Source organism: Paraburkholderia madseniana (assembly GCF_009690905.1).
Lineage (GTDB): Bacteria > Pseudomonadota > Gammaproteobacteria > Burkholderiales > Burkholderiaceae > Paraburkholderia > Paraburkholderia madseniana.
The window spans coordinates 1-20,966 of the sequence record NZ_VOSW01000131.1; the positions used below are offsets into that span (position 1 = coordinate 1).

18 protein-coding genes and 1 tRNA gene are annotated in these 20,966 nt (G+C 58.1%); 16 read left to right on the forward strand and 3 right to left on the reverse strand.

From position 1 onward, the window contains the following. Positions 1 to 457 precede the first annotated feature (457 nt). The 5 genes from FSO04_RS40055 (at position 458) to FSO04_RS40075 (ending at position 7,042) form a co-directional block, all read left to right on the forward strand. The gene (locus FSO04_RS40055) at positions 458 to 2,422 is read left to right on the forward strand and encodes an extracellular solute-binding protein (protein ID WP_154566953.1); all 1,965 of its coding nucleotides are present in this window, start codon (positions 458 to 460) and stop codon (positions 2,420 to 2,422) included. Positions 2,423 to 2,464: 42 nt separating this feature from the next. Further along, complete coding sequence (locus tag FSO04_RS40060) at positions 2,465 to 3,502, forward strand: microcin C ABC transporter permease YejB (RefSeq protein ID WP_154566954.1); 1,038 nt, start codon at positions 2,465 to 2,467, stop codon at positions 3,500 to 3,502. Then, entirely contained in the window at positions 3,502 to 4,608 is a 1,107-nt protein-coding gene (locus FSO04_RS40065; RefSeq protein ID WP_093633378.1) for an ABC transporter permease, read from the forward strand. Before FSO04_RS40060 ends, FSO04_RS40065 begins: the two co-directional genes overlap by 1 nt. A gap of 5 nt (positions 4,609 to 4,613) precedes the next feature. Continuing rightward, the gene (locus FSO04_RS40070) at positions 4,614 to 6,239 is read left to right on the forward strand and encodes an ABC transporter ATP-binding protein (RefSeq protein ID WP_154566966.1); all 1,626 of its coding nucleotides are present in this window, start codon (positions 4,614 to 4,616) and stop codon (positions 6,237 to 6,239) included. Positions 6,240 to 6,376: 137 nt separating this feature from the next. After that, the gene (locus tag FSO04_RS40075; protein WP_154566955.1) at positions 6,377 to 7,042 is read left to right on the forward strand and encodes a C40 family peptidase; all 666 of its coding nucleotides are present in this window, start codon (positions 6,377 to 6,379) and stop codon (positions 7,040 to 7,042) included. A gap of 196 nt (positions 7,043 to 7,238) precedes the next feature. Here FSO04_RS40075 and FSO04_RS40080 read toward each other — a convergent pair whose 3' ends face one another. Continuing rightward, entirely contained in the window at positions 7,239 to 8,189 is a 951-nt protein-coding gene (locus tag FSO04_RS40080) for a patatin-like phospholipase family protein (protein ID WP_154566967.1), read from the reverse strand. A 405-nt stretch (positions 8,190 to 8,594) separates the two neighbouring features. On the opposite strand from FSO04_RS40080, the gene gltX reads away from it, so the two are divergent. From gltX to FSO04_RS48890, 4 genes are all read left to right on the forward strand, one after another. Continuing rightward, positions 8,595 to 10,004, forward strand: coding sequence for a glutamate--tRNA ligase (gene gltX / locus FSO04_RS40085; RefSeq protein ID WP_154566956.1), 1,410 nt, complete (start codon positions 8,595 to 8,597; stop codon positions 10,002 to 10,004). Between the two features lie 122 nt (positions 10,005 to 10,126). Then, a tRNA-Ala gene (locus FSO04_RS40090) sits at positions 10,127 to 10,202 on the forward strand. 147 nt (positions 10,203 to 10,349) lie between these two features. After that, on the forward strand, positions 10,350 to 11,684 hold the full coding sequence (locus FSO04_RS40095; RefSeq protein ID WP_233465181.1) for a tyrosine-type recombinase/integrase: 1,335 nt from the start codon (positions 10,350 to 10,352) through the stop codon (positions 11,682 to 11,684). A gap of 337 nt (positions 11,685 to 12,021) precedes the next feature. Next, positions 12,022 to 12,345: a DUF6538 domain-containing protein gene (locus FSO04_RS48890; protein WP_414693515.1), complete on the forward strand. Its 324-nt coding sequence runs from the start codon at positions 12,022 to 12,024 to the stop codon at positions 12,343 to 12,345. Between the two features lie 169 nt (positions 12,346 to 12,514). Here the strand turns inward: FSO04_RS48890 and FSO04_RS40100 are convergent, their stop codons facing one another. Next, complete coding sequence (locus FSO04_RS40100; RefSeq protein ID WP_154566957.1) at positions 12,515 to 14,230, reverse strand: AIPR family protein; 1,716 nt, start codon at positions 14,228 to 14,230, stop codon at positions 12,515 to 12,517. Positions 14,231 to 15,260: 1,030 nt separating this feature from the next. On the opposite strand from FSO04_RS40100, the gene FSO04_RS40110 reads away from it, so the two are divergent. The 3 genes from FSO04_RS40110 (at position 15,261) to FSO04_RS48895 (ending at position 17,311) form a co-directional block, all read left to right on the forward strand. Then, a complete protein-coding gene (locus FSO04_RS40110) occupies positions 15,261 to 15,518 on the forward strand; it encodes a hypothetical protein (RefSeq protein ID WP_154566959.1) in 258 nt (85 codons plus the stop codon). Positions 15,519 to 15,555: 37 nt separating this feature from the next. Next, positions 15,556 to 16,296: a helix-turn-helix transcriptional regulator gene (locus FSO04_RS40115; RefSeq protein WP_154566960.1), complete on the forward strand. Its 741-nt coding sequence runs from the start codon at positions 15,556 to 15,558 to the stop codon at positions 16,294 to 16,296. A gap of 307 nt (positions 16,297 to 16,603) precedes the next feature. Beyond that, positions 16,604 to 17,311, forward strand: a complete 708-nt coding sequence (locus FSO04_RS48895; protein WP_414693516.1) for a fatty acid desaturase — start codon at positions 16,604 to 16,606, stop codon at positions 17,309 to 17,311. Here FSO04_RS48895 and mnmH read toward each other — a convergent pair. Then, a complete protein-coding gene (gene mnmH / locus FSO04_RS40125; protein WP_154566962.1) occupies positions 17,237 to 18,295 on the reverse strand; it encodes a tRNA 2-selenouridine(34) synthase MnmH in 1,059 nt (352 codons plus the stop codon). The genes FSO04_RS48895 and mnmH overlap by 75 nt on opposite strands. A 408-nt stretch (positions 18,296 to 18,703) precedes the next feature. On the opposite strand from mnmH, the gene FSO04_RS40130 reads away from it, so the two are divergent. The 4 genes from FSO04_RS40130 to FSO04_RS40145 form a co-directional block, all read left to right on the forward strand. Then, positions 18,704 to 19,264 carry a tropomyosin gene (locus FSO04_RS40130; RefSeq protein ID WP_233465183.1) on the forward strand — a complete coding sequence of 187 codons (561 nt, stop codon included), beginning with the start codon at positions 18,704 to 18,706 and terminating at the stop codon, positions 19,262 to 19,264. A gap of 103 nt (positions 19,265 to 19,367) precedes the next feature. Then, entirely contained in the window at positions 19,368 to 19,619 is a 252-nt protein-coding gene (locus FSO04_RS40135; protein WP_154566963.1) for a helix-turn-helix transcriptional regulator, read from the forward strand. Next, a complete protein-coding gene (locus FSO04_RS40140) occupies positions 19,606 to 19,884 on the forward strand; it encodes a hypothetical protein (RefSeq protein ID WP_154566964.1) in 279 nt (92 codons plus the stop codon). Before FSO04_RS40135 ends, FSO04_RS40140 begins: the two co-directional genes overlap by 14 nt. Positions 19,885 to 20,259: 375 nt before the next feature. Continuing rightward, positions 20,260 to 20,966 (forward strand): ParA family protein (locus tag FSO04_RS40145; RefSeq protein ID WP_154566965.1); only part of this gene is annotated, 707 nt, incomplete at its 3' end.

The window sequence follows — 20,966 nt, forward strand, 5'->3', positions numbered from 1 at the left end:
ACCGGCTCCCGTGTACTACGGCGGCCCGGCGATCGTGATCGGCTGGCACGGCGACCGCTACTGGGACGGCCGCCGCTACTGGGCGCGTGACGACTGGTATCGCCGTCATCCCCCTGGCCGCTACGATTACGGCCGTGACCACTACGACAATCGTCGTGGCTGGCACTAAGCCATCAAAAAGCCACAGTTGACGCAGTTGCCGCGTTGAAAAAACCGCCCCAAAAAGGGCGGTTTTGTTATTGCGCTCGCGAAACCTGCGGGCTGGGCTGAAAACGCCGAGTCAACAGAGCAAGCCGGTCAGCAGGATGCGTTTGCCAGCGAGGACGCCCATGAATTCTCCCAATGAGGTTTGCGCACCACGCGCGTGAATGTCTTGCAGATGAGATGTGCGGACTGCGCGGGTTTATTGGGTAGAATTCCCTCACGCCGCAATTGCCCACTGACCAACAAGGCCCCTATGACAACTGGCTCGCGATGGGTTCAAACGCCTCGTGCACTTTGGTGCAGCGTGATTCATAGGCTATCGCGTGTCGGTCTACCGGTTGTGCCGCGCTCCTCGCGCTCGGCGTGCGCTGTTGCGCTGTGCGGCGTGTCACTTCTCGCCGGTTTGCTCGCGGCGCCCGAGGCCCAGGCGGTCTATGCGATCGCGCAATACGGCGAGCCGAAATATCCCGCGGATTTCAAGCACTTCGACTACGTCAACCCGGATGCGCCGAAGGGTGGCACGCTGGTGCTGGCCAATCCGAGCCGGCTCACCAGCTTCGATAAATTCAATCCGTTCACACTGCGCGGTAACACCGCACCGGGCGTCGACCTGATGTTCGAGAGTCTGACCATCGGCAGCAGCGACGAAGTGGCGTCCGCCTATGGCCTGCTCGCGGACGACATCAAGATCGCGCCCGACGGCCTGTCGACCACTTTTCACATCAACCCGCGCGCGCGCTTTTCGAACGGCGATCCGGTTACTGCGGACGACGTCAAGTTTTCGCTCGACACGCTGAAAAGCCCGCAGGCCGCGCCGCAATTCGCGTCGTTTTTTGGCGAGATCACACGCGCAGTCGTTGTTGATCCGCATACGATCCGCTTCGAGTTTCATCAACGCAATCGCGAGTTGCCGCTGCTCGCGGGCGGCATGCCGGTGTTTTCGCGCAAGTGGGGGATGAAGCCGGACGGCAGCCGCATCGCGTTCGACCAGTTGGCGTTCGAGAAGCCGATCGCCAGCGGGCCTTATCTGATCGATCAGTATGAGAACGGTCGCACGATTGCCTATCGACGCGATCCGAATTATTGGGGTGCGACGTTGCCGGTGCGGGTCGGCATGAACAATTTCGATCGGATCGTCTACAAGCTGTATTCGGATAGCACAGCGCGGCTCGAGGCATTCAAGGCGGGCGAGTACGACGCACTGGTCGAATATATCGCGCGCAATTGGGTGCGGCGCGACGTCGGCAAGAAGTTCGATAGCGGTGAGTTGATCAAACGCGAATTCCCGCAACATAACGGCATTGGCATGCAAGGCTTCGTGCTCAATACACGGCGGCCATTGTTTCAGGACGTCCGCGTGCGCAAGGCGCTCGATCTCGCACTCGACTTTCAGTGGCTGAACCGGCAACTGTTCTTCAATCAGTACACGCGCATCGACAGTTTCTTCGCCAATACAGAATTGCAGGCGAAGGGTATGCCAACGCCTGGCGAGTTGGCGCTGCTCGACCCGTGGCGCGCCAAACTTGATCCGGCTTTGTTCGGTCTGCCGCCGAAGCAGCCCGACACCGATCCGCCAGGCTCGCTGCGCGCCAATCTGCTGCAAGCGCGCGCGTTGTTGCAGCAGGCGGGGTGGACCTATCGCGACAATGCACTGCGTAATGCCAAAGGTGAGCCATTCGAGTTCGAGATACTCGACGACTCCGGCTCGTCCGCGCAGTTTGAGCCGATCGTCGCGACCCTCGTCCGTAATCTGCAGAAGCTCGGCATCACCGCGAGGTTTCGAGCGTCCGACTTCGCGGTCTATCAGAAGCGACTCGACGCATTCGACTTCGATGCGACCACGATTCGTATGGGAGACGTGCAGGTGCCCGGTTCGGAGCAGATCGACCGTTTTGGTAGCAAGGCTGCGGACACCAACGGTTCGGACAATGTGATCGGGATAAAGTCGCCGGCCGTCGACGCGATCCTGAGCGCGCTCGTGCATGCGCAGACGCGCGCGCAGCTGATCGACGCTACGCACGCGCTCGACCGCGTGCTGATGCATGGCTACTATGTGATTCCGCAGTGGTACAGCGCTTCGCACCGGGTGGCGTTCAAGCGCGGTCTCGCCTGGCCGAAGACGCTGCCTCTGTACTATGGCGCGGAAGGCTGGATCACGTCGATGTGGTGGTATGCCCAGCCGCAACCGCCGCAACCGCCGCAAGCACCGTCGCACTGAACGCGTCCATTCATTCACCGCCTTCGCACCGGAAACGACGCCATGTGGAGCTACATCCTCAAACGCCTGCTGTTGATGATCCCGACCTTGCTCGGCGTGTTGACGCTGACCTTCGTCGTGATCCAGTTTGTTCCGGGCGGCCCGGTCGAGCAGATGCAGCACGAGCTGCGCAAAGGCGCGGAGAATGGCGCGCCGTTCGGCCTGCGCGCGCATACCGGTGTCGACGCGCAGCAGATCGCGCAACTGAAAGTGCTGTATGGCTTCGACAAACCGCCGCTCGAACGCTATGGCCTGATGCTCAAACGCTTCTCGACGTTCGACCTTGGTCAGAGCTATTTCCGCCACCAGAGCGTGTGGTCGCTGATCGTTTCGAAGTTGCCGGTGTCGATCAGCATCGGCTTATGGACGTTCTTTCTGACGTATCTGATATCGGTGCCCTTGGGCATCGCCAAAGCGGTGCGCAACGGTTCGCGCTTCGATATCGCGACGAGCCTCGTCGTGCTGGTCGGCTATGCGATTCCGGGCTTTGTATTGGGCGTGCTGTTGCTGGTGCTGTTTGGCGGCGGCAGTTTCCTGCAGTTGTTCCCGCTGCGCAATCTCACCTCAGACAACTGGGCGCAATTGAGTTTTGGCGGCAAGATCGTCGACTATCTGTGGCACATCACGTTGCCGATCACGGCCTCGGTGGTGGGCAGTTTCGCGGTCGTCACGATGCTGACGAAAAACGCCTTCCTCGACGAGATTCGCAAGCAATACGTGCTGACCGCGCGCGCCAAAGGTTTGTCGGAAAAGCGCGTGCTGTGGAAGCATGTGTTTCGTAACGCGTTGCTGCCGTTGATCGTCGGTTTCCCGGCGGCATTCATCGGTGCGTTTTTCACCGGCAGTCTGCTGATCGAGACACTGTTTTCGCTCGACGGACTCGGCCTGCTGTCGTACGAATCGGTGGTGCGGCGGGACTATCCGGTCGTGCTCGGCACGCTTTATCTGTTCACGCTGATCGGTCTTGCGACCAAGCTGATTTCCGATCTCTGCTATGTGTGGGTCGATCCCCGCATCCAATTCGAACAACTGGAGCGCTGATGAATCGAGCCCGTCTTTCAGCCGATGCGGCGGCGCGCACCGAACCGGCTCGCGCGTTCGTGTCACCCACGCCCGCGCGTCGCGTCTGGCAGCGTTTTCGCCAGCAGCGTCTTGGCTACTGGAGTCTGATCATCTTCGTCGTGGCTTTTGCAGCGAGCCTCGCCGGGCCGTTGTGGTCGAACGACAAGCCGCTTGTGGTGCGTTATGAAGGGCAGTTGTATTTTCCGATGTTCAAGACCTATGCGGAGACCACTTTCGGCGGCGACTTCCCGACGCCCGCCGACTATCTCGATCCGTATATCAAGCATCGTTTCGACACGCCGGGCAACTTCGCCGTGTATCCGCCGAACCGGTACTACTACGACACGCTGAATTACTTCTCGAAGGCACCGAACCCGGCGCCGCCGTCGCGCGATAACTGGTTCGGCACCGACGACCGTGGTCGCGATCTCTTCGCGCGTCTTCTGTACGGTTTTCGCGTGTCGGTGGAATTCGCGCTGGTGCTGACCTTGATCGGCACCGTGCTTGGGATTGCCGCGGGCGCCGTGCAGGGTTACTTCGGAGGACGTATCGACATCATCGGGCAGCGCCTGATCGAAATCTGGAGCGCCATGCCGGAGCTTTACCTGTTGATCATTTTCTCGTCGATCTTCGAGCCGGGGTTCATTCTGCTGATTGTGCTGCTGTCGCTGTTCGGCTGGATTGGCTTGTCCGATTACGTACGCGCGGAGTTTCTGCGCAACCGCCACCAGGATTATGTGCGTGCGGCACGAGCGATGGGCCTCTCGAACTGGCAGATCATGTGGCGGCACGTCTTGCCCAACAGTCTGACGCCGGTGATCACGTTTCTGCCGTTCCGCATGAGTGGCGCGATTCTCGCGCTCACCAGCCTCGACTTTCTCGGCCTCGGCGTGCCGTCGCCGACCCCAAGTCTCGGCGAACTGCTCGCGCAAGGCAAAGCGAATCTCGACGCATGGTGGATCTCGTTGTCCACATTCGGCGTGCTGGTTGCGATGCTGTTGCTGCTGACGTTCATGGGCGATGCCCTGCGCAACGCGCTGGACACCCGCATTTCCGATGCCATGCGTGCAGGAGGCAACCAGTGAGCGCCATGGTGGAGAACGACGCAAAACCGGCTATAACGCAGCCGCTGCTGGAACTCGATCGTCTGCACGTGACCTTCGGTGACACGGTCGCGGTGAGCGACGTGACGCTCGCGATTCAACGCGGCGAGCGGGTCGCGCTGGTCGGCGAATCGGGTTCGGGCAAGAGCGTGACCGCGCTCTCGATCCTGCGTCTGTTGAGCGACGCGCAGGTGAGCGGGGCGATTCGTTTCGATGGCCAGGACCTGCTTGCGAAAAGCGAGCGTGAGATGCGCGGCATGCGCGGCTCGGACATCGCGATGATCTTCCAGGAGCCGATGACGGCCCTTAATCCGCTCTATACGGTCGGTGACCAGATTGCGGAGACGATCGTCGTACACGACGGCGTCACGGCGAACGAGGCGCGTAAGCGCGCAGTGGCGTTGCTAGGGCGCACGGGCATTGCCGAGCCCGGCAAGCGTGTGAACAGCTATCCGCATCAGCTCTCGGGCGGTCAGCGGCAGCGCGCGATGATCGCGATGGCGCTCGCGTGCCGTCCACGCCTGTTGCTGGCTGATGAGCCGACGACGGCACTCGACGTGACGATCCGCGCGCAGATCGTCGAGCTGCTGTTGGAGCTGCAACGCGACGAAGCCGAGAAGCGCGGTATGGCCGTGCTGCTGATCACGCACGACCTGAATCTGGTGCGCCATTTCGCGCAACGCATCGCGGTGATGGAGCAGGGTGTACTCGTGGAAAGCGGGTCGGTCGAGCAGGTGTTCGAGTCGCCGCAGCATCCGTACACGCAACGTCTGCTGGCGAGCCGCCCGCAGCGCACGGTGGTCCCCGTGCTGCCGATCTCGCCCGTCCTGCTCGAAGCGCGCGACGTCTCGGTCGATTTCAAAACGAAACTTCCGGGCGTGAGCGGCTGGTTTCGCTCGGGACACTTCCACGCGGTTGCCGATGCGAACGTGTCGGTGCGCCAGGGCGAGACACTGGGGATCGTCGGCGAATCGGGTTCGGGTAAATCGACGTTGGCAATGGCCCTGCTCGGTCTGCAACGCACGGTGCACGGCGAGATCGAGTTTCAGGGCAGGGCGCTCGGCAGCTATCGCGGCGCCGAACAAACCGCCTTACGCTCGAATATGCAAGTTGTTTTTCAGGACCCGTTCAGCTCGCTTTCGCCGCGGCAAACCATCGAGCGGATCGTCGGCGAAGGACTTGCGCTGCACCGGCCGCAAATGAGCCAGGAGGCGCAGCGCGACAAGGTGGTGTCGGTCCTGCGCGAAGTCGGTTTGGACCGCACGGTGCTGTACCGCTATCCCCATGAATTTTCCGGCGGCCAGCGTCAGCGGATTGCGATCGCGCGCGCTCTGGTGCTGGAACCACGCATCCTGATACTCGACGAACCGACCAGCGCGCTCGACGTGTCGATCCAGCAGCAGGTGCTGAAACTGCTCGCCGGGTTGCAACAGAAGTACAACCTCGGCTTCGTTTTCATCAGTCATGATCTGGCCGTGATCGGGGCGATGGCGCATCGTGTCGCGGTCATGCAAAATGGATCGATCGTCGAAAGCGGCGACGTTGAGCAGATTTTTGCGACACCGGCGCACCCTTACACCCGAAAGCTGCTGAAAGCGGCGCTTGATCACTGATTTTGCACTCTTTCACCAATTGGGTGCGTGTCTCGATTGTATTTTTCTATTTGTTTTGACACGTGAATACTTACTGGCTAGTATCGACCAAACTTTTTTCCGTAGCCCACTGATTTTTAGGCAAAAAATACCGACCAATGCAGCACAGAAACCTAACCCAGGCTTGCACGCGCGTCGTCGCCGGGATGTTCATTGGCGTCTTGATGGCAGCAGCTCCCGGCGCGTTCGCCGACGAAGTAAGCAGTTTTAATCAGAATGCCTCATATTCGACCCCCAGCGGGTCGAATTCTTTGTCCCCCCTCAATTCGCAATCGGCCGCTCCTGACAGCGACGGCAGCGCCAAATCGTTCCTGTCCGGCATGGCCGGCAAAGCGGGCGACGTGGTGGTCGGCGCGCTGAACATGATCGGCGTTCGCTACCGTTGGGGTGGTAATACGCCCGATTCGGGGCTCGATTGCAGCGGCTTCGTTCGCTACGTGTTCCAGGACACGCTCGGTATGGCGCTGCCGCGTCGCGCCGAGGAAATGAGCCGCGTCGGCGAAAAGGTTCGCGTCAGCGACCTGAAGCCGGGCGATCTGGTGTTCTTCAATACGATGCGCCGCACGTTCTCGCACGTCGGCATCTACATCGGTGACAACAAGTTTGTGCATTCGCCTTCCACGGGCAGCACGATCCGCGTCGACGATATGGATAGCGGGTATTGGGAAAAGCGCTTTACTGGTGCACGCCGGATCGAGACGTCCTATCAGGAAGGCGAAGATCTGCGTAAGCGCGTGAATGCGTCGATCGGCGGCAACCAGTAACTGATTCAGCCCGCACCGGCGGTTTTGGTGCGACAAAAAAGCCTGCTTCGTTCGAAGCAGGCTTTTTGCGTTTGGGCGCTGACCGATATGGCACGGAATCTTCCGCGTGGCACGCCGGGTTGGGTAGGCGCTGCGTGCGTGACGACAACTGCAGCTCCCGCGCCCCGGCCGGTATAACCGGCTCGATCCTGCCGGGTTACACCGCGGCGCGGCTCGCGGCCATCTTGCGTTGCAACTCGGGCATCATCTTCGCCACGGCTTCCTCGCCGGCCAGGATCGCTGCGTTGCGCTGCGAGAAATCGCTGCCGCTCATCGCGGCCAGATTCGGCCTGATCACGACGTCGGCGTACTTGTCGAGCTCATAAGCCTTGATCGTCTGGCCCATGATCGTGAAAGTCTGCATCAGCACGTCGAACGAGCTGGCTGTGAGGCCGCTTTCCGGGCGCTGCGAGATGTCCACGGCGATCACAAAATCCGCGCCCATCTTGCGCGCGAATGAGGCGGGCACCGGACTCACCAGGCCGCCGTCCACATACTCGTGCCCACCGATCTTCACCGGCTCGAAAATCGACGGCACGCTGCATGACGCGCGCACCGCAATGCCGGTGTTGCCGCGCTGGAACAGGATCGGCTGGCCGGTCTTCAGATCGGTGGCGACCACGCCGAGCGGCTTGACCATCTTCTCGATCGGACGGTTGTTGAGCGTCGTATTCAGGTAGTTCTGCAGCGCGACGCCTTGCAGGAAGCCGCGCGTGCGAAACGGCATCGCCCAGTCGCTGATCGACGCTTCGTCCATGGTCAGCGCGAGCTTGTTCAGTGCAAAGCCGTTCATCCCCGAGGCGTATAGCGCACCCACCACCGAGCCCGCGCTGGTGCCGGCCACGAGATCGACCTGGATATTGCGCGCCTCGAGTGCCTTGATCACGCCGATGTGCGCGAAGCCGCGCGCGGCACCGCCGCCTAGTGCAAGGCCGACGCGGATCGGTCGCTGCGGTTTGTCGAGTGGTGGCGGGTTGGCGGTGGGCGTGGTGGTGACCGGCGTGCTATCGGTCTTGCTGCCGCCAGTCGTAGTGCAGGCAGCGAGCACCGCGGAGGCGCATGCCAACGAGAAGTTGCGACGGGCGAGGCGAGGGGATGACGGTTTCAACGGGTTCTCCAGCAACGGCAGAGTCGGCACGATCGGCGCAACCGGTGCCGCGATCAGGCGGATAGTCAAACGGACGGAATTGCCGCTGGCGATTCCATGCGCTGTGGTTCTATCCCCACCCGCAGCGCGCGCACATCATAAATCAAAGCTCCGGGCACGCGTCGGTCCGGTAATGAAGGAAACGCTCAGGCCTGCCGAGGCGCGCTTCCCGCGCGTCTTGTGCGCTGCCAATGGCCATTCGGACGAGGGCAGGCATCGCGTGTTCGGAAGGTATAATTCGGCTCTCGCATTTATTTCCTTCGTGTCTGTGCAAGGCAGCTTTCTGCTGCATGGACGCGGTCCGCTGCCGCGCTTCACTGGCAATGTTCGCCACGGCGCCGGCGCCTGTCTTCCGAGTAACCGCTAATGACCACCTCCGTCCGTACCCGTTTCGCACCGAGTCCCACCGGCTTCATCCACCTCGGCAACATTCGCTCCGCGCTTTATCCGTGGGCGTTCGCGCGCAAGATGAAAGGGACCTTCGTGCTGCGGATCGAGGACACTGACGTGGAGCGTTCCAGTACCGAAGCGGTCGACGCCATTCTCGAAGGTATGGAATGGCTCGGCCTCGATATCGACGAAGGCCCGTTCTACCAGATGCAGCGCATGGACCGTTATCGCGAAGTGCTCAAGCAGATGCAGGGCGAGGGGCTCGTGTACCCGTGCTACATGTCGACGGAAGAGCTGGACGCACTGCGCGAACGCCAACGCGAGGCCGGCGAAAAGCCGCGCTATGACGGCACGTGGCGCCCGGAACCCGGCAAGGTCTTGCCGGAGCCGCCGGCCGGCGTGCAGCCCGTGCTGCGCTTCCGCAATCCGCTCTCTGGTGTAGTCGCATGGGACGACGCAGTGAAAGGCCGCATCGAGATCTCGAATGAAGAACTCGACGACCTCGTGATCGCGCGCCCGGACGGCACGCCGACTTACAACTTCTGTGTGGTGGTGGACGATCTGGACATGCGCATCACGCACGTGATTCGCGGCGACGATCACGTGAACAACACGCCGCGTCAGATCAACATTCTGCGTGCGCTCGGCGCTGAGCCGCCGGTTTACGCGCACTTGCCGACCGTGCTGAACGAGCAGGGCGAGAAGATGAGCAAGCGTCACGGCGCAATGAGCGTGATGGGTTATCGCGACGCGGGCTTTCTGCCGGAAGCGGTGGTCAACTATCTGGCGCGTCTGGGCTGGTCGCATGGCGACGCGGAAATCTTTACGCGTGAGCAGTTCGTCGAATGGTTCGATCTGGAACATCTGGGCAAGTCGCCGGCTCAATACGACCACGACAAGCTGAACTGGCTCAACGCGCACTACATCAAGGAAGCGGACAACGCGCGCCTTGCAGAGCTCGCAAAGCCTTTCTTCGCCGGGTTGGATATCGACGAAGCCGCCATTGCGCAGGGCGCCGATCTGACGTCGGTGGTGGGCTTGCTGAAGGACCGTGCGTCGACGGTGAAGGAAATCGCCGAGAACGCGGCGATGTTCTATCGCACGCCGGCGCCTGAAGCCGAGGCGCTCGCGCAGCACGTCACGGATGTCGTGCGTCCGGCGCTTGCCGATCTGGCCGCTTCGCTCAAAACGGTGGAGTGGACCAAGGAAGCGATCGCTGCGGCGTTGAAGGCAACGCTTGGCGCGCACAAGCTGAAGATGCCGCAACTGGCCATGCCGGTTCGTCTGCTGGTGGCAGGTACCACGCATACGCCGTCGATCGACAGCGTGCTGATGCTGTTTGGCCGCGATGTTGTCGTGAGCCGTATCGAAAAAGCGTTGGCTTAAGCGCGTTCGCATTTGCATTGAGAGGGTTTGCATGCGACTTGCGAAAAAAGTCGCATGCAATTGCGCAAAGGGTATTTACAAAGCGCAAATTGGCCTCTAAAATCTCGTTTCTGTTCTGCAAGGGGGGTATAGCTCAGCTGGGAGAGCGCTTGCATGGCATGCAAGAGGTCAGCGGTTCGATCCCGCTTACCTCCACCATCAAATCACATTTGATGTGCCGCAGACAGCCACTGAAGTCCGAAAAGCCCTGAGAAATCAGGGTTTTGTCGTTTCTGGACGTCCATTCTTTTCCGCCCGCTTCCGGGCAGTTCCTGCATTTGCGTGTACCCGCCGGTGTACCCCAAAATGGGTTTGCCGACATTCTCGATTTCGGGGTACACCGTCATGGGCTTGCTTACCGATCGCCAAATCCAGTTTGCTTCTCATCGTCCCAACGAATATTTTCTATCTGACGGGGACGGGTTATACCTGCGCGTGCGCCCGACACGGAAGGTATGGGTGTATCGCTACAAGCAGGACGGCCGGGAGGTCAAGCTCGGCTTGGGCCGTTACCCGGTGGTTTCGCTCGCCGTTGCGCGCCAGAAGGCGCGATTACTGGCGGAGAAGAGAGCAAGCGGTATCGATCCAAAGCAGGATCGGCGGTCCATACAGGAGCGGGAGCGCGTCGAGCGGCTGAACACGTTCCAGTTGGTCGCGCTTGCTTGGCACGCGCAGGCAAAGAAGGACAGGGCGTGGTCTGACGACTATGCGGATAAGGTCCTGCGGGCGCTCGAATTGCACGTGTTTCCGTGGCTCGGGCGTCACCCCATGCCGTCAGTCGTGCAGACCGAGGTCGTGCGATGCCTGCATCGGATCAGGGATCGCGGCCATCTGGAGACCGCGCAGCGTATTAGGGGATATGTCCGGGAGGTATACCAGTACGCCGCGGATACCGGTGTGCTTGAGTCGGCGCAGAATTTCATGACGAGCAGCACGGGTGGCCTTCCTGCACCTCGTGAGCGCAGCTATGCGGCGATCACCGACCCGGAACGATTGGGTCAGCTGATACGCGATATTCGCGGATATAAGGGCAATATCATTACGCGTGCCGCGCTGCAACTTGCCCCGATCGTATTCCAGCGACCCGGTCAGCTACGTTTCGCTTATTGGGAGGACATGGCTCTCGATGCGGGTATCTGGACCTGTCCGCCCGAGAAAATGAAAATTCGCGAGTGGAGAAAGCAAGATAGTCGGACGCCACCGCACCTCGTGCCTTTGCCGCGTCAGGCAGTAGAAATTTTGCGAGATATCTTTCCGCTTACTGGGCCGATCGGACCGGTTTTTCGCAGCATGGCTAGGCGTTCGGAAGGCTCGCGATGCATGAGCGAGAATACAATCAACAGCGCACTACGCACGCTTGGTTACGACACCCGGGAGGACATCACGGGGCACGGATTCCGGGCGACAGCCCGGACCCTGATTCGTGAATATCTTGGTTGGGATCCGGACGTCATTGAGCGGCATCTTGCGCACGGTTCCGACGAGGAACTGGGAGACAGTTACGACAGGGCGACCCTTCTAGAGCAACGGCGCCATATGGTTCAGGCTTGGGCGGACCTGCTCGATGCTCTGGCCGGAGGGAAGGTTGCTGTGCCGGTCAGGAAGTTCGGCAAGATGCAGGCTGATTTCATCACGGAGTAGTGTCGTACTGTTCAGTTTTAGACACCGTGATCCCAGTACGATAAGGGTTATGAGGCTACGTCTTGATTGAGAGACCGTCCTAGCGGCATGTTTGGGGGGGGCACCTAGGGCATATCTTGGAACGAGCCGGGTTTATCGTATTGATCGCCTCCCGAGGCTGCAAGTTGTCGCATCATGGTGGGGCGCTATTTCCTGCATGGGGTGCAGGTGGTCGGAGGTTCAAATCCTCTCGCCCCGACCAATACAACGTCTTGATTACATTCGTTAATCAGCCAAATCAATGGCTTACTAAGTCGGTGTTGCCGGTGTAACATCCACGCACACTCTTCGTACAGCCGTGACCGTCTACCGGTCCAAGCACGACACCCGATGCTACTTCCGCCGCAAAATTCCTCTCGATCTGCAAGCCCACTTCGGTAGCAAGGAAGTCGTTAAGGCACTTGGCACGTCCGATCCAAGCAAGGCCGATGCTCTATGTCGTGAACATGCCGCTGTGTATGGCGCGATGTTTGCGGCCGCGCGTCAATCAGTTGATGCCGGCAAGGCGACAACGAGCGCAAATGCCCGTTGCGGCGGGGTAACTTGCGGGGGCGTTGCGGCCTTCTCGCCTCAATGGGCAGGGGTTTCGGGGATTTGTCAATCTAGTTGCCCTCGCAAGTAAATTGGAAAATTGTTCAGCTAGTTTTCAATTGCGCGCGCAATGCCCACGAGTTCGACAGGGCTGGAGGGAACCGCGACGTTCCAAATTTACTGATTTCAGGTCTAAACGCGCCTCGGGCCGCGAGAGCCCGCTGCGGGTCGAGGGGTTCGACCCGTGAGGCTAAACTAACTCATAGCATGTGGAGTTTTGGGAGTCGCCAAGAAGCTGATTTTGCCATCCGCAACGTCAGGTTCCGCTTTAGCTTTTCCAAGAAAGGCTTGGCTCTTAGTTCATTGCGGGTAGATGACATTTCGTCGGTCGCGGTAACAATGTTAATGGCAATTTCAGAATACAGATCCATCGCCCGCTTTGCATATTTTCCTACCGCCGCTCTGCATTCGGTCGAAGTCATTTTCTTTAGCGTTATCTTGCTCATATCCGAACCAGACTGCTGTATCAATACGCTTGCCACGTATATCCCCCACGGTGTACCGTGAATACCAAGTATGGCCTTCATCACCGAGTCCGCGCTTGCATCAGACGCCTCAAGCAGCGACTCTCTTTCTGACTCAATTTCTTGGGCCAGAAGCCACGCCAGCATAACCCTTTCCGGTTTCATTCCACGTGGAAATATACTCTTGTATGAGCGGTCAAAGAGTTCGGCCTTTTTTGCGACAGCTTCTAGTACCGTCTCCTCTGACATTGCCGCTAGGTATTGCGTGATTCTGTCCAGTTCGATCCTTTTGGGGCCCTTTGTTGTTTTGGCGCCTTCTTGCTTGGGCGCGTAAACATAACCAATACTTGAAAATTCGCTACGCAAACTCTCTTGTATAGGATCGAGCAGCCGAACAGCCGACAACTTAACAGGATTCTGTGTATTGTTATAACGGACAATATCCGTCAGCAATGCTCTTTTTGCGCCGACAACACGCACTAAAACTTGTGCTTTGCCTGCTTCTGCAGATTTTTCAACTGCGCGAGATAAACTTACAGTCGTCTGGCAACCATTCACGATTGAGAAGCGGCGCAGTTCGAATTTGCTTTCGGAGATCTGTACTAGACTGTCAGCTACAAGTGTGATGCCATTGTTGAGCGCCCAAAAGTCGCCAGGGCGCGAGTAGGCAGTTTCGACGATCTTTTCGTTAATCCCGCCTTTTCGCTCCCCAATAAATAAACGGACATTCCCTTCAAAGAGCTGATTCTTATACTCTGAGTGCAGGCGCGCAAGTTCCGAAGCCAGGACAGAACCGATTACCGCTTGACCAAACTCTCCCTTTACCTCGACCACGGGGCCATTAAAGCTCAGAGTGTCGACTGGCACGTTTCTGTCAGCCGCACGTGCTATCAAGAACTTGTCATATAGAGTTTCTTGATGTTCGTAAAAGAATGCGGCCTCTGGGCCGTATGTGCGCGAGCGTACGGTCGTTTCTCGTTGTCTCGCAATTTGATCTGACTTGGAAGCGAGTGTCACCAAGCCGAACACAAGCGAGTAGGTTGACAAATCAATTTCAGAAAGCAACTCATAAATATCGTGGCGACCGCCGTGCTTGAATGAAATTGGATCCTTGATATTTGCCACTGCTGCCGTCAAGGCATTCCATTTTTTGATGCCCGCACTTCTATCATTGCGATCTGAAACATAACCCTGAAGGACGTAAACGACCTCTTGGTCTTCGTCGATGTATATGAAATCGCAGCCGTTATCTTCCGGACCGTCTACAGACGCCGCGTCAATGGCTTCATCCTCGTCGATGCCAAGTAGGGCAGACGCGTACCACGCCGTAACCGCCTTGTCTCGGGAAATCCCGCCGCGCTTGGCTACGGCGTCGATCGCAATCAACAATTCCTTGCGAGCATCACTTTTATTCGGTTTGCTTGTCGTATTGCTATTGGCAGCTGAAGCCATACTTTGGTCTCCTCGGGCTAAACGCGGAACCAATCTTACTAGATAAATTTGCTCCACTTCACCGCCGACTTTTTGTCTCACTGATAATATAGGGGCAGGCCCATGCGCCATGCCGTTGGTCACTCGCGATAGCGCTCCACCGCGTCTCTAGCTTTGCCGCACGCTACGGCGCTGTCCACGGGGGCCAGCGCTCCTCCGGCATCGTTTTGACCTGAACACTCGTATTGCACGCGTTGCTGAAGTGTTTGGCAGCTTCGAATGCGTTCGTTATCCGAATCGCACCAATCCGGGCTCGCTGTGGAGAGGTGCCTCGGCCGCCAAGGCTTAGAGATTTTCCGCTTTGCCAAGCTGGGGATTGTCTCCCATCACTGTAGTCCTTGTACGCGCGCGAGCCGGGACTGCGTAGCAGTCGGGTGATCCTCTAAGAGGGGGCGTTTTGCGTGCTATAGCTTTGCTGCAGCAATGGAAGCAATCCATATCTGACAGGCCTTGCGCCGGTCATTCCACCCCCTGAACTATCGCCGCCCGGGAAGACCCGGCAAAGTGACATTGAACGGCCCAGTTCGACCCACTAGCGACACTCACGCCGCTGCATTAAGGTTACCGTCCGCGCACGCATCCACCGACTGGACCGTTGCGGGCCATCAAGGGGGCAACTTACTTGATAGGCGTTCGATTCGACGTTGTCCACGCTATTTGCACGGACGAGAACGGACAGTGCTAAGCTGAATTGATACTTGTCGCAAAGCGATTTGTTTCATAAAGCTTTCGAATATGTCAAACGTAATATCTGAACTGGGGTTTCTTTGCCCCAAGTGCAGCGTCCCAATGGAAGATGGTTGGGAAGTCCTTGCTGCAGGAGAGGTTCACCACCTCACCTGCCAGTGCTGCGGCACCGAGTTCGACGGTTTGATTGTCGAATGTCTCGCTTGTGGGTCCGAAGACTTCATCACGAGCGTCTCTGAAATCGATCCCGAGGAAATTACCTGCTCTTCGTGTGGCCATCGCAATCGTCTCAGCGGAGCCGACGATGAAGAGTCTTGTTTTTGAGCGTGGACTTAATATCGGCGGGGAACACATCGTGCTTACTCTGTTCAAGACGGCGCGCGGCTTTTCCCTCGAACGACGGGTTATTGAAAGGGATCAAACGGCGTCCATTCAAGTCCTCCCGATTACTGCGCTGCGGGATCTACACCGGTTCGCAAACGCGGACCCTTATTCGACAGAACTGGCTCCGCTGTATTACGAAGTTAGGCGGCACCTGGTAGAAAATCGCGTGGTCGAATAGTAGGCGAGCGCGTGAAGGGGTTCAGGAGGGTGAAGATATGGCTGCCCAACAGACGTCCCTTGACGTAAGCAGACTTTTCGAAAAAATCATGGTCGCCAAGGACGACTCTGAATTAGCCGATTACGTAAGATCGCTCGTCACAGCGCTTGGCGGGGAGTCATATGTGTTCGTTTCTCTCCATCCCGGTGCTACGACGGCTAGCCGCGCCACGCATCGTTTTCTCATTGGCTGCCGTCCCGAATGGTGCCAGATGTATAACGCCAATAAATGGTACATGACGGATCCATTTTTGGAGTATGCGCGAAGCAACACTGAACCGATCACTGGATCGGAGATCGTAGTCGAAACGCAGGGCCAACGCGAAATGCTGGCGGCGGCAAGCAAAAACGGCTTCAGAAGCGGGATCGTTGTGCCCGTCCATACCAGCACTACAGAACGCATGGGCGTTCTGTACATCGGATCCGACGATAGTCAGGCAGTAGGGGAAAAGAGGCTCACCGCGCAGCGCTTGTATTTCAGGGCGCTCGCCATGGAATTGCTTGATTGGTCCATCCGAACGGCGAAACGCGAGGTCCTTGAAGCGCACGGTATTACTGCGATGGATCTTCGCGTAGTGGGTTACCTTAAAAGTGGATTCACCGCTGAAGACATTGCTCGTGAGCTTGACGTCTCGGTCCAGACCGTCTATGGAAACTACAAAAAAATAAAGGATAAGTTTGGGGTTTCGCACATATCAGAAGCGGTTAAGTTCGCGGAAGTGAATGATCTTCTGGCGTAACTCGGGTGGAGCGTTTTGGCTCTCACTTACTTTGCCGATCGTCGCGGGCGTCTCGTTTTCTGTCGGACGCCCGTGGGTATTCGTCGCTGTGGTCCTTTTCGTTCTTCCTGCACTGGACGCGACGATAGGGCGAGGCACCCCGCGATCGAGGCAAACCACCGAGAAGACAGATGAAGATCAGGTGCCCTGCTGGTTCGCACTCACTTGGGCCTTAGCAGTGGCAATCGGTGCGTACCGTGCGTCAGCCGCGTCCTGGATAAATCTGATCGGGCTTGCTGTCGCGTGCGGAATGCTAAGCGCGACCGCGATGGCACACCTCCACGAGTTAACGCACCGACAAGCCAGGATATGGCAACAGGTTAGTGACGTAGCATTTGTCATCGTCGGCTATCCGCATTACCGGGTTGCACACCGATTGCACCATCAACACGTTGGAAATCCGCAGTTCGGCTCGACGGCGTCATTGGGAACGTCGGTCTGGCGTCATGTTGGACGCTCCTATGCAGCGGCCTTGATAGCAACGTTTTCTCGGCATTCCTACCCGTGCGGTAGGGTACCGCATAGTCTTTTTCGAAATGCACTTTTCTCAATTTCTTTGTTGGGGCTGGCCGCGTTCCTGCAATGGAGGATCGCGCTCTTCTACATCGGATACGCTATTGTCAGCGTGTTTGTCGTTGAGGCCGTTGGGTACATGCAGCATTACGGGTTCGAGCCAGACCTTTCGCGTACCGCGATAACTTCGTGGGACGTTGACTTCTGGTTGTCCAATTGCCTCTTGGTGAACAACGGATTTCACAACGCTCATCATCTGGACAGTGAAGTGTCCTTTCTGGGTCTTGCCGCGCAACGATTCACCTTACCCGGCGGCTACTTTCAGATGCTGTTGTTGACGCTTTTCCCGCCGTTTTGGTTTTCGACAATGGACCGGCGAGCAAAGGTCTTACTCAGGCGGTGGCGGCGCCGAAACGTCTGCCTCTGCAATCAAACCTCGCGCGATGTTTATGAGGTGCGCTGAGTCAAGCGTTTCGAGTCGGATCTTGACGGCATGCTTGGTATGCACATAATTTTTCTTCGTCGAACGAAAGTACGCGGGGTCGTAGTAGTCCAGCATGATGCTCTTAAAGAGAGCGTCGATATCTCGACGTTCAGCCATTGAAACCCATTTCTCCAACGTCACTCCGCTTACGAGTGCTTTCAGATGACCAAGTTGAGCGACCAGACCTACGGGGTCTCTCTCGAAGTGGGGATACTCGCGGCGCCACATGGCGATTCTTTCAGGCATTGGAGTCTCGACTGCGAATAGACGTCCGCCATGCATTCTGTGAAACAACGCTTCTGGTAATTGAACGCGCCCAATTCGCTTGCTTTCACTTTCAATCCATACCTGCCTTGCTACGTCGAGACGACCTATCTCGGCAAGCAGGAGGCTGTCGAACAATTTTTGACTTGGCTGCGCCCGACCCGGAATCGCTCCTATGATTGACCCGCGATGCGAGGCAAGAGCCTCCAGGTCGATGACCTGCGCACCAACCTCCCTTAACGCAAGTAGCAAGCGAGTTTTTCCGCAACCGGTGGGACCGGAGAGCACATTGAGTTGCAAGTGCGTAGGGACTTCGTCAAGGCTTTGACGCACCCAGTTTCGATATCCTTTCCAACCCGCCGGGAGCCGCTCGACCTTGTAGCCGATCGTTTCCAGCGTGTCTGTCCAAAGCTTGCTTCGCTTTCCACCACGAAAACAATAAACGAGAATTGAAATTCGCCGACTGGTCCGGAAAAACGGAAGCTCGAGGTGCCGAGCGATGTTTTTCAGGGAGTAAACGACACCTATCTGATACGCACGCATAGGGTCGGTGCGGTGCGTAGTGCCGACTTCCGCATACTCATCGTCGAAGACGACGGGAAGGTTTATGGCTCCCGGCAAATGGTCTTCGGCAAACTCGCGCGGGCTTCGCGCGTCGATGACCAGATCAAACTTTTTCAGAGCATCCAAATCATACATGTTGGGCTCCTCATATCACGATGCTGGCGGAAAGTCAATGCAAGATGGCGTTACCCCGATCCTGGAAATGCCGGACTAAACTTTCGCTTACTGGGCAGCCAATAGCCGCAACTTTCGGTTCGGGTTGGCAATAATTTTTGTACCGACGGAACGGCCGTTGCGGCTTCGCTCCCAGCGTACGGCATTGGACGTCGAGGCAATGGATATTCTGTTTGGAATATAGGTCCGTTTTGTGCCGACGGGATCGAATCTCTAGGAAGAAGTTAAACGTTGGGCGCGTTATCGCAGGATGCGATAGGCCGGTGCCCCGTCAATGCAGGCGCTAGCCGCTGCAATCATTCCGTGACGGGTTCGAAGAGCAACCGGGGGCAAAGAGTGATGCGGCGTAGCGCTGCATGAGGACGTGTCATGGATCACTCACATAACGCATGCCAGCCGCCAGGCGCTCGCGACGGAGCCACCTCAGCGTCTGACACCAACGCATTGCAGCGGCGTGTTGATCAGGCAGAGGCCGATGTTCGTCGGCTAACGGAGCGGTTAAGAGGAAAGGACCGACAGTTAGGCGAAATGGGGAAGGCGCTCTTGCGCACGGTGGCTTTGCATCATGCGATCGAGGAACGGCAGGAGGAGGAACTTGAGTCTTTGCGTGCGATGGTTCCGGCGTGGAAAATCTGCCCGTGCATAAGCGACGGGCCGTCGGAGCATTCCGACGGGATCACAGTTCACCTGCCCTTTATTACCGAAATTCTTTCGGGGATGTTCGATGTCATGCACACTTTCTGGTCCGGTTATGACGAGAACAATCCGCCCAAATCGTCTGTGGTCGCACAGGCGATCGACCAACGTTTAAACCTCAGAGCCCAGCCCGGTGGCGAAGCGTCGCGCAGCGGACAAACGTACGCGTCAGCGATTCGGCCAGACTGGCTCAAGGAAGCCGACAGTCGGCATCACGTGCGGTCGCGGACCTGACGGGTCACCCTGACGGTAAGACGGGTTTGCCCGTCGCTTGATTCCCTTGCTTGAATGAACCCTGTAGGCCGGTAACTCGTCGGCGACAACAACAGGGTTTGTCATGAGCGAAACAATACGTCATTCGCTTGCGATTTTGCGGCGCAAGCAGGTCGAACAGGAAGTGGGACTGTCGAGATCGACGATCTATCAACGCATCAAGGACGGAACATTTCCTCGGCCTATCCGGCTGGGTGCGCGCGCTGTGGGTTGGCGTGCGGGGGACATCGATGGCTTTTTGCGTGATCCCGCAGGCTACCGCTCGCCACTGGCATCTGACAACGGCGGAGGGGAGAAGACTCATGAGCGAGACTGACGGCGCACTCCGGCTCGACGAGCGTCTGCGCAACTGGGCCAATGCGGACAAGGTTTGGAGTGACGCCGCAGACGCTGCGCGCGTGGATGCGGCGTGGCGTCGGCTTGCAACACATCATCAAGAATTGTTGCGTATGGCGTACGTGTGGCGCGCTGGCCGTGGCGTTATTTGCAGGCGTTTGAAAATTCCCCAACGGCCTTGGTACCGATATGAACTCGAGGTCACGCAAGCAAAGGCCGCGCTCGCTCGATTGCTGCATGAATAACGAGTCTAAAAATATTTTGGAATGCTTCGGAATGGTATGGAGCAGGTTGGAATTAAGGAAAAAACTGACCGACCGAGAGGTCTTGCAACACGGACAAATTCATCCTAAAGTTGATCTCAACAATCTGTCCCGGTCAACGTGCATAGCACGACCGAGTACGCGTTAGCGGCCCCGAAGTACTGACCTAGCTGTCAATGGCGTGACTGCCTGAATATGGAAAGAGCCTGCATTCGCAGGCTTTTTTGCGTTCTACCGCAGCGCATCTCGAGATTCCCCTTTGAACCGCGGTTTGTCTCTCGGCACCGCGGGCTTCTTGTTCGTCGTCTCAGATACAGGTTGGTGGTTCGGCGCATCACCTGAGGCGAGTGACTGACCATGAAAACGCTTCTAATCGCCACCGAACAGGGTGGTGCCGGCAAGACGGCGATGCTGTGCCAGTTCGCCCATTACCTGCATCGGGTGCGGCGCCTGCGGGTGCTCGTTATCGACGCGGCCGAGCCGCCATGTAGCACCGCCTCGCTGGTGCGGGGGTGTAGAGCAGTCGTGCTGCGAGGAGAAAAGTCGATCACACAATCCGAACGGGGCGATGTAGAGGCGCCGGGATTCTGGGTGTTGCCGACGGGTACCGTGCCGTCGTTGACGCTGGGGCTTGGCGATGACGGGGCTCGATACTACGCCAATGTCCGGCATCTGCTTTTCGTTGTGGCGAAGCTGGCGGATGTCTGCCTGATCGACAGTCCGCCCCTTCCTGATCTGCGTGCACTTTGTATCGAATCGACAGTCGACGCAATGTTGAGTCCAGTGCAACTCAATCGGGAGTCGCTTGACAGCCTCGCGGACCTGATCAATGGCCCGCATGGTGTGCGGCAGATACGTGCAAAGCTGAACCCCGCACTGCAGTTCGTCGGCCTACTACCGAACATGGTGGAAGCAACATCGCTAGGACGCGAGAACGCCCGCGCCATCGAGACCCAGTTCGGCCCCTGGCTAATTGCTGATCCGGGGAGACCGGGCGGGTATCTGCACATTCCACGCTTCGTCGCAGTCCAGAGGGCACAAGGGGAGGGGGTGCCAGTGGGGGA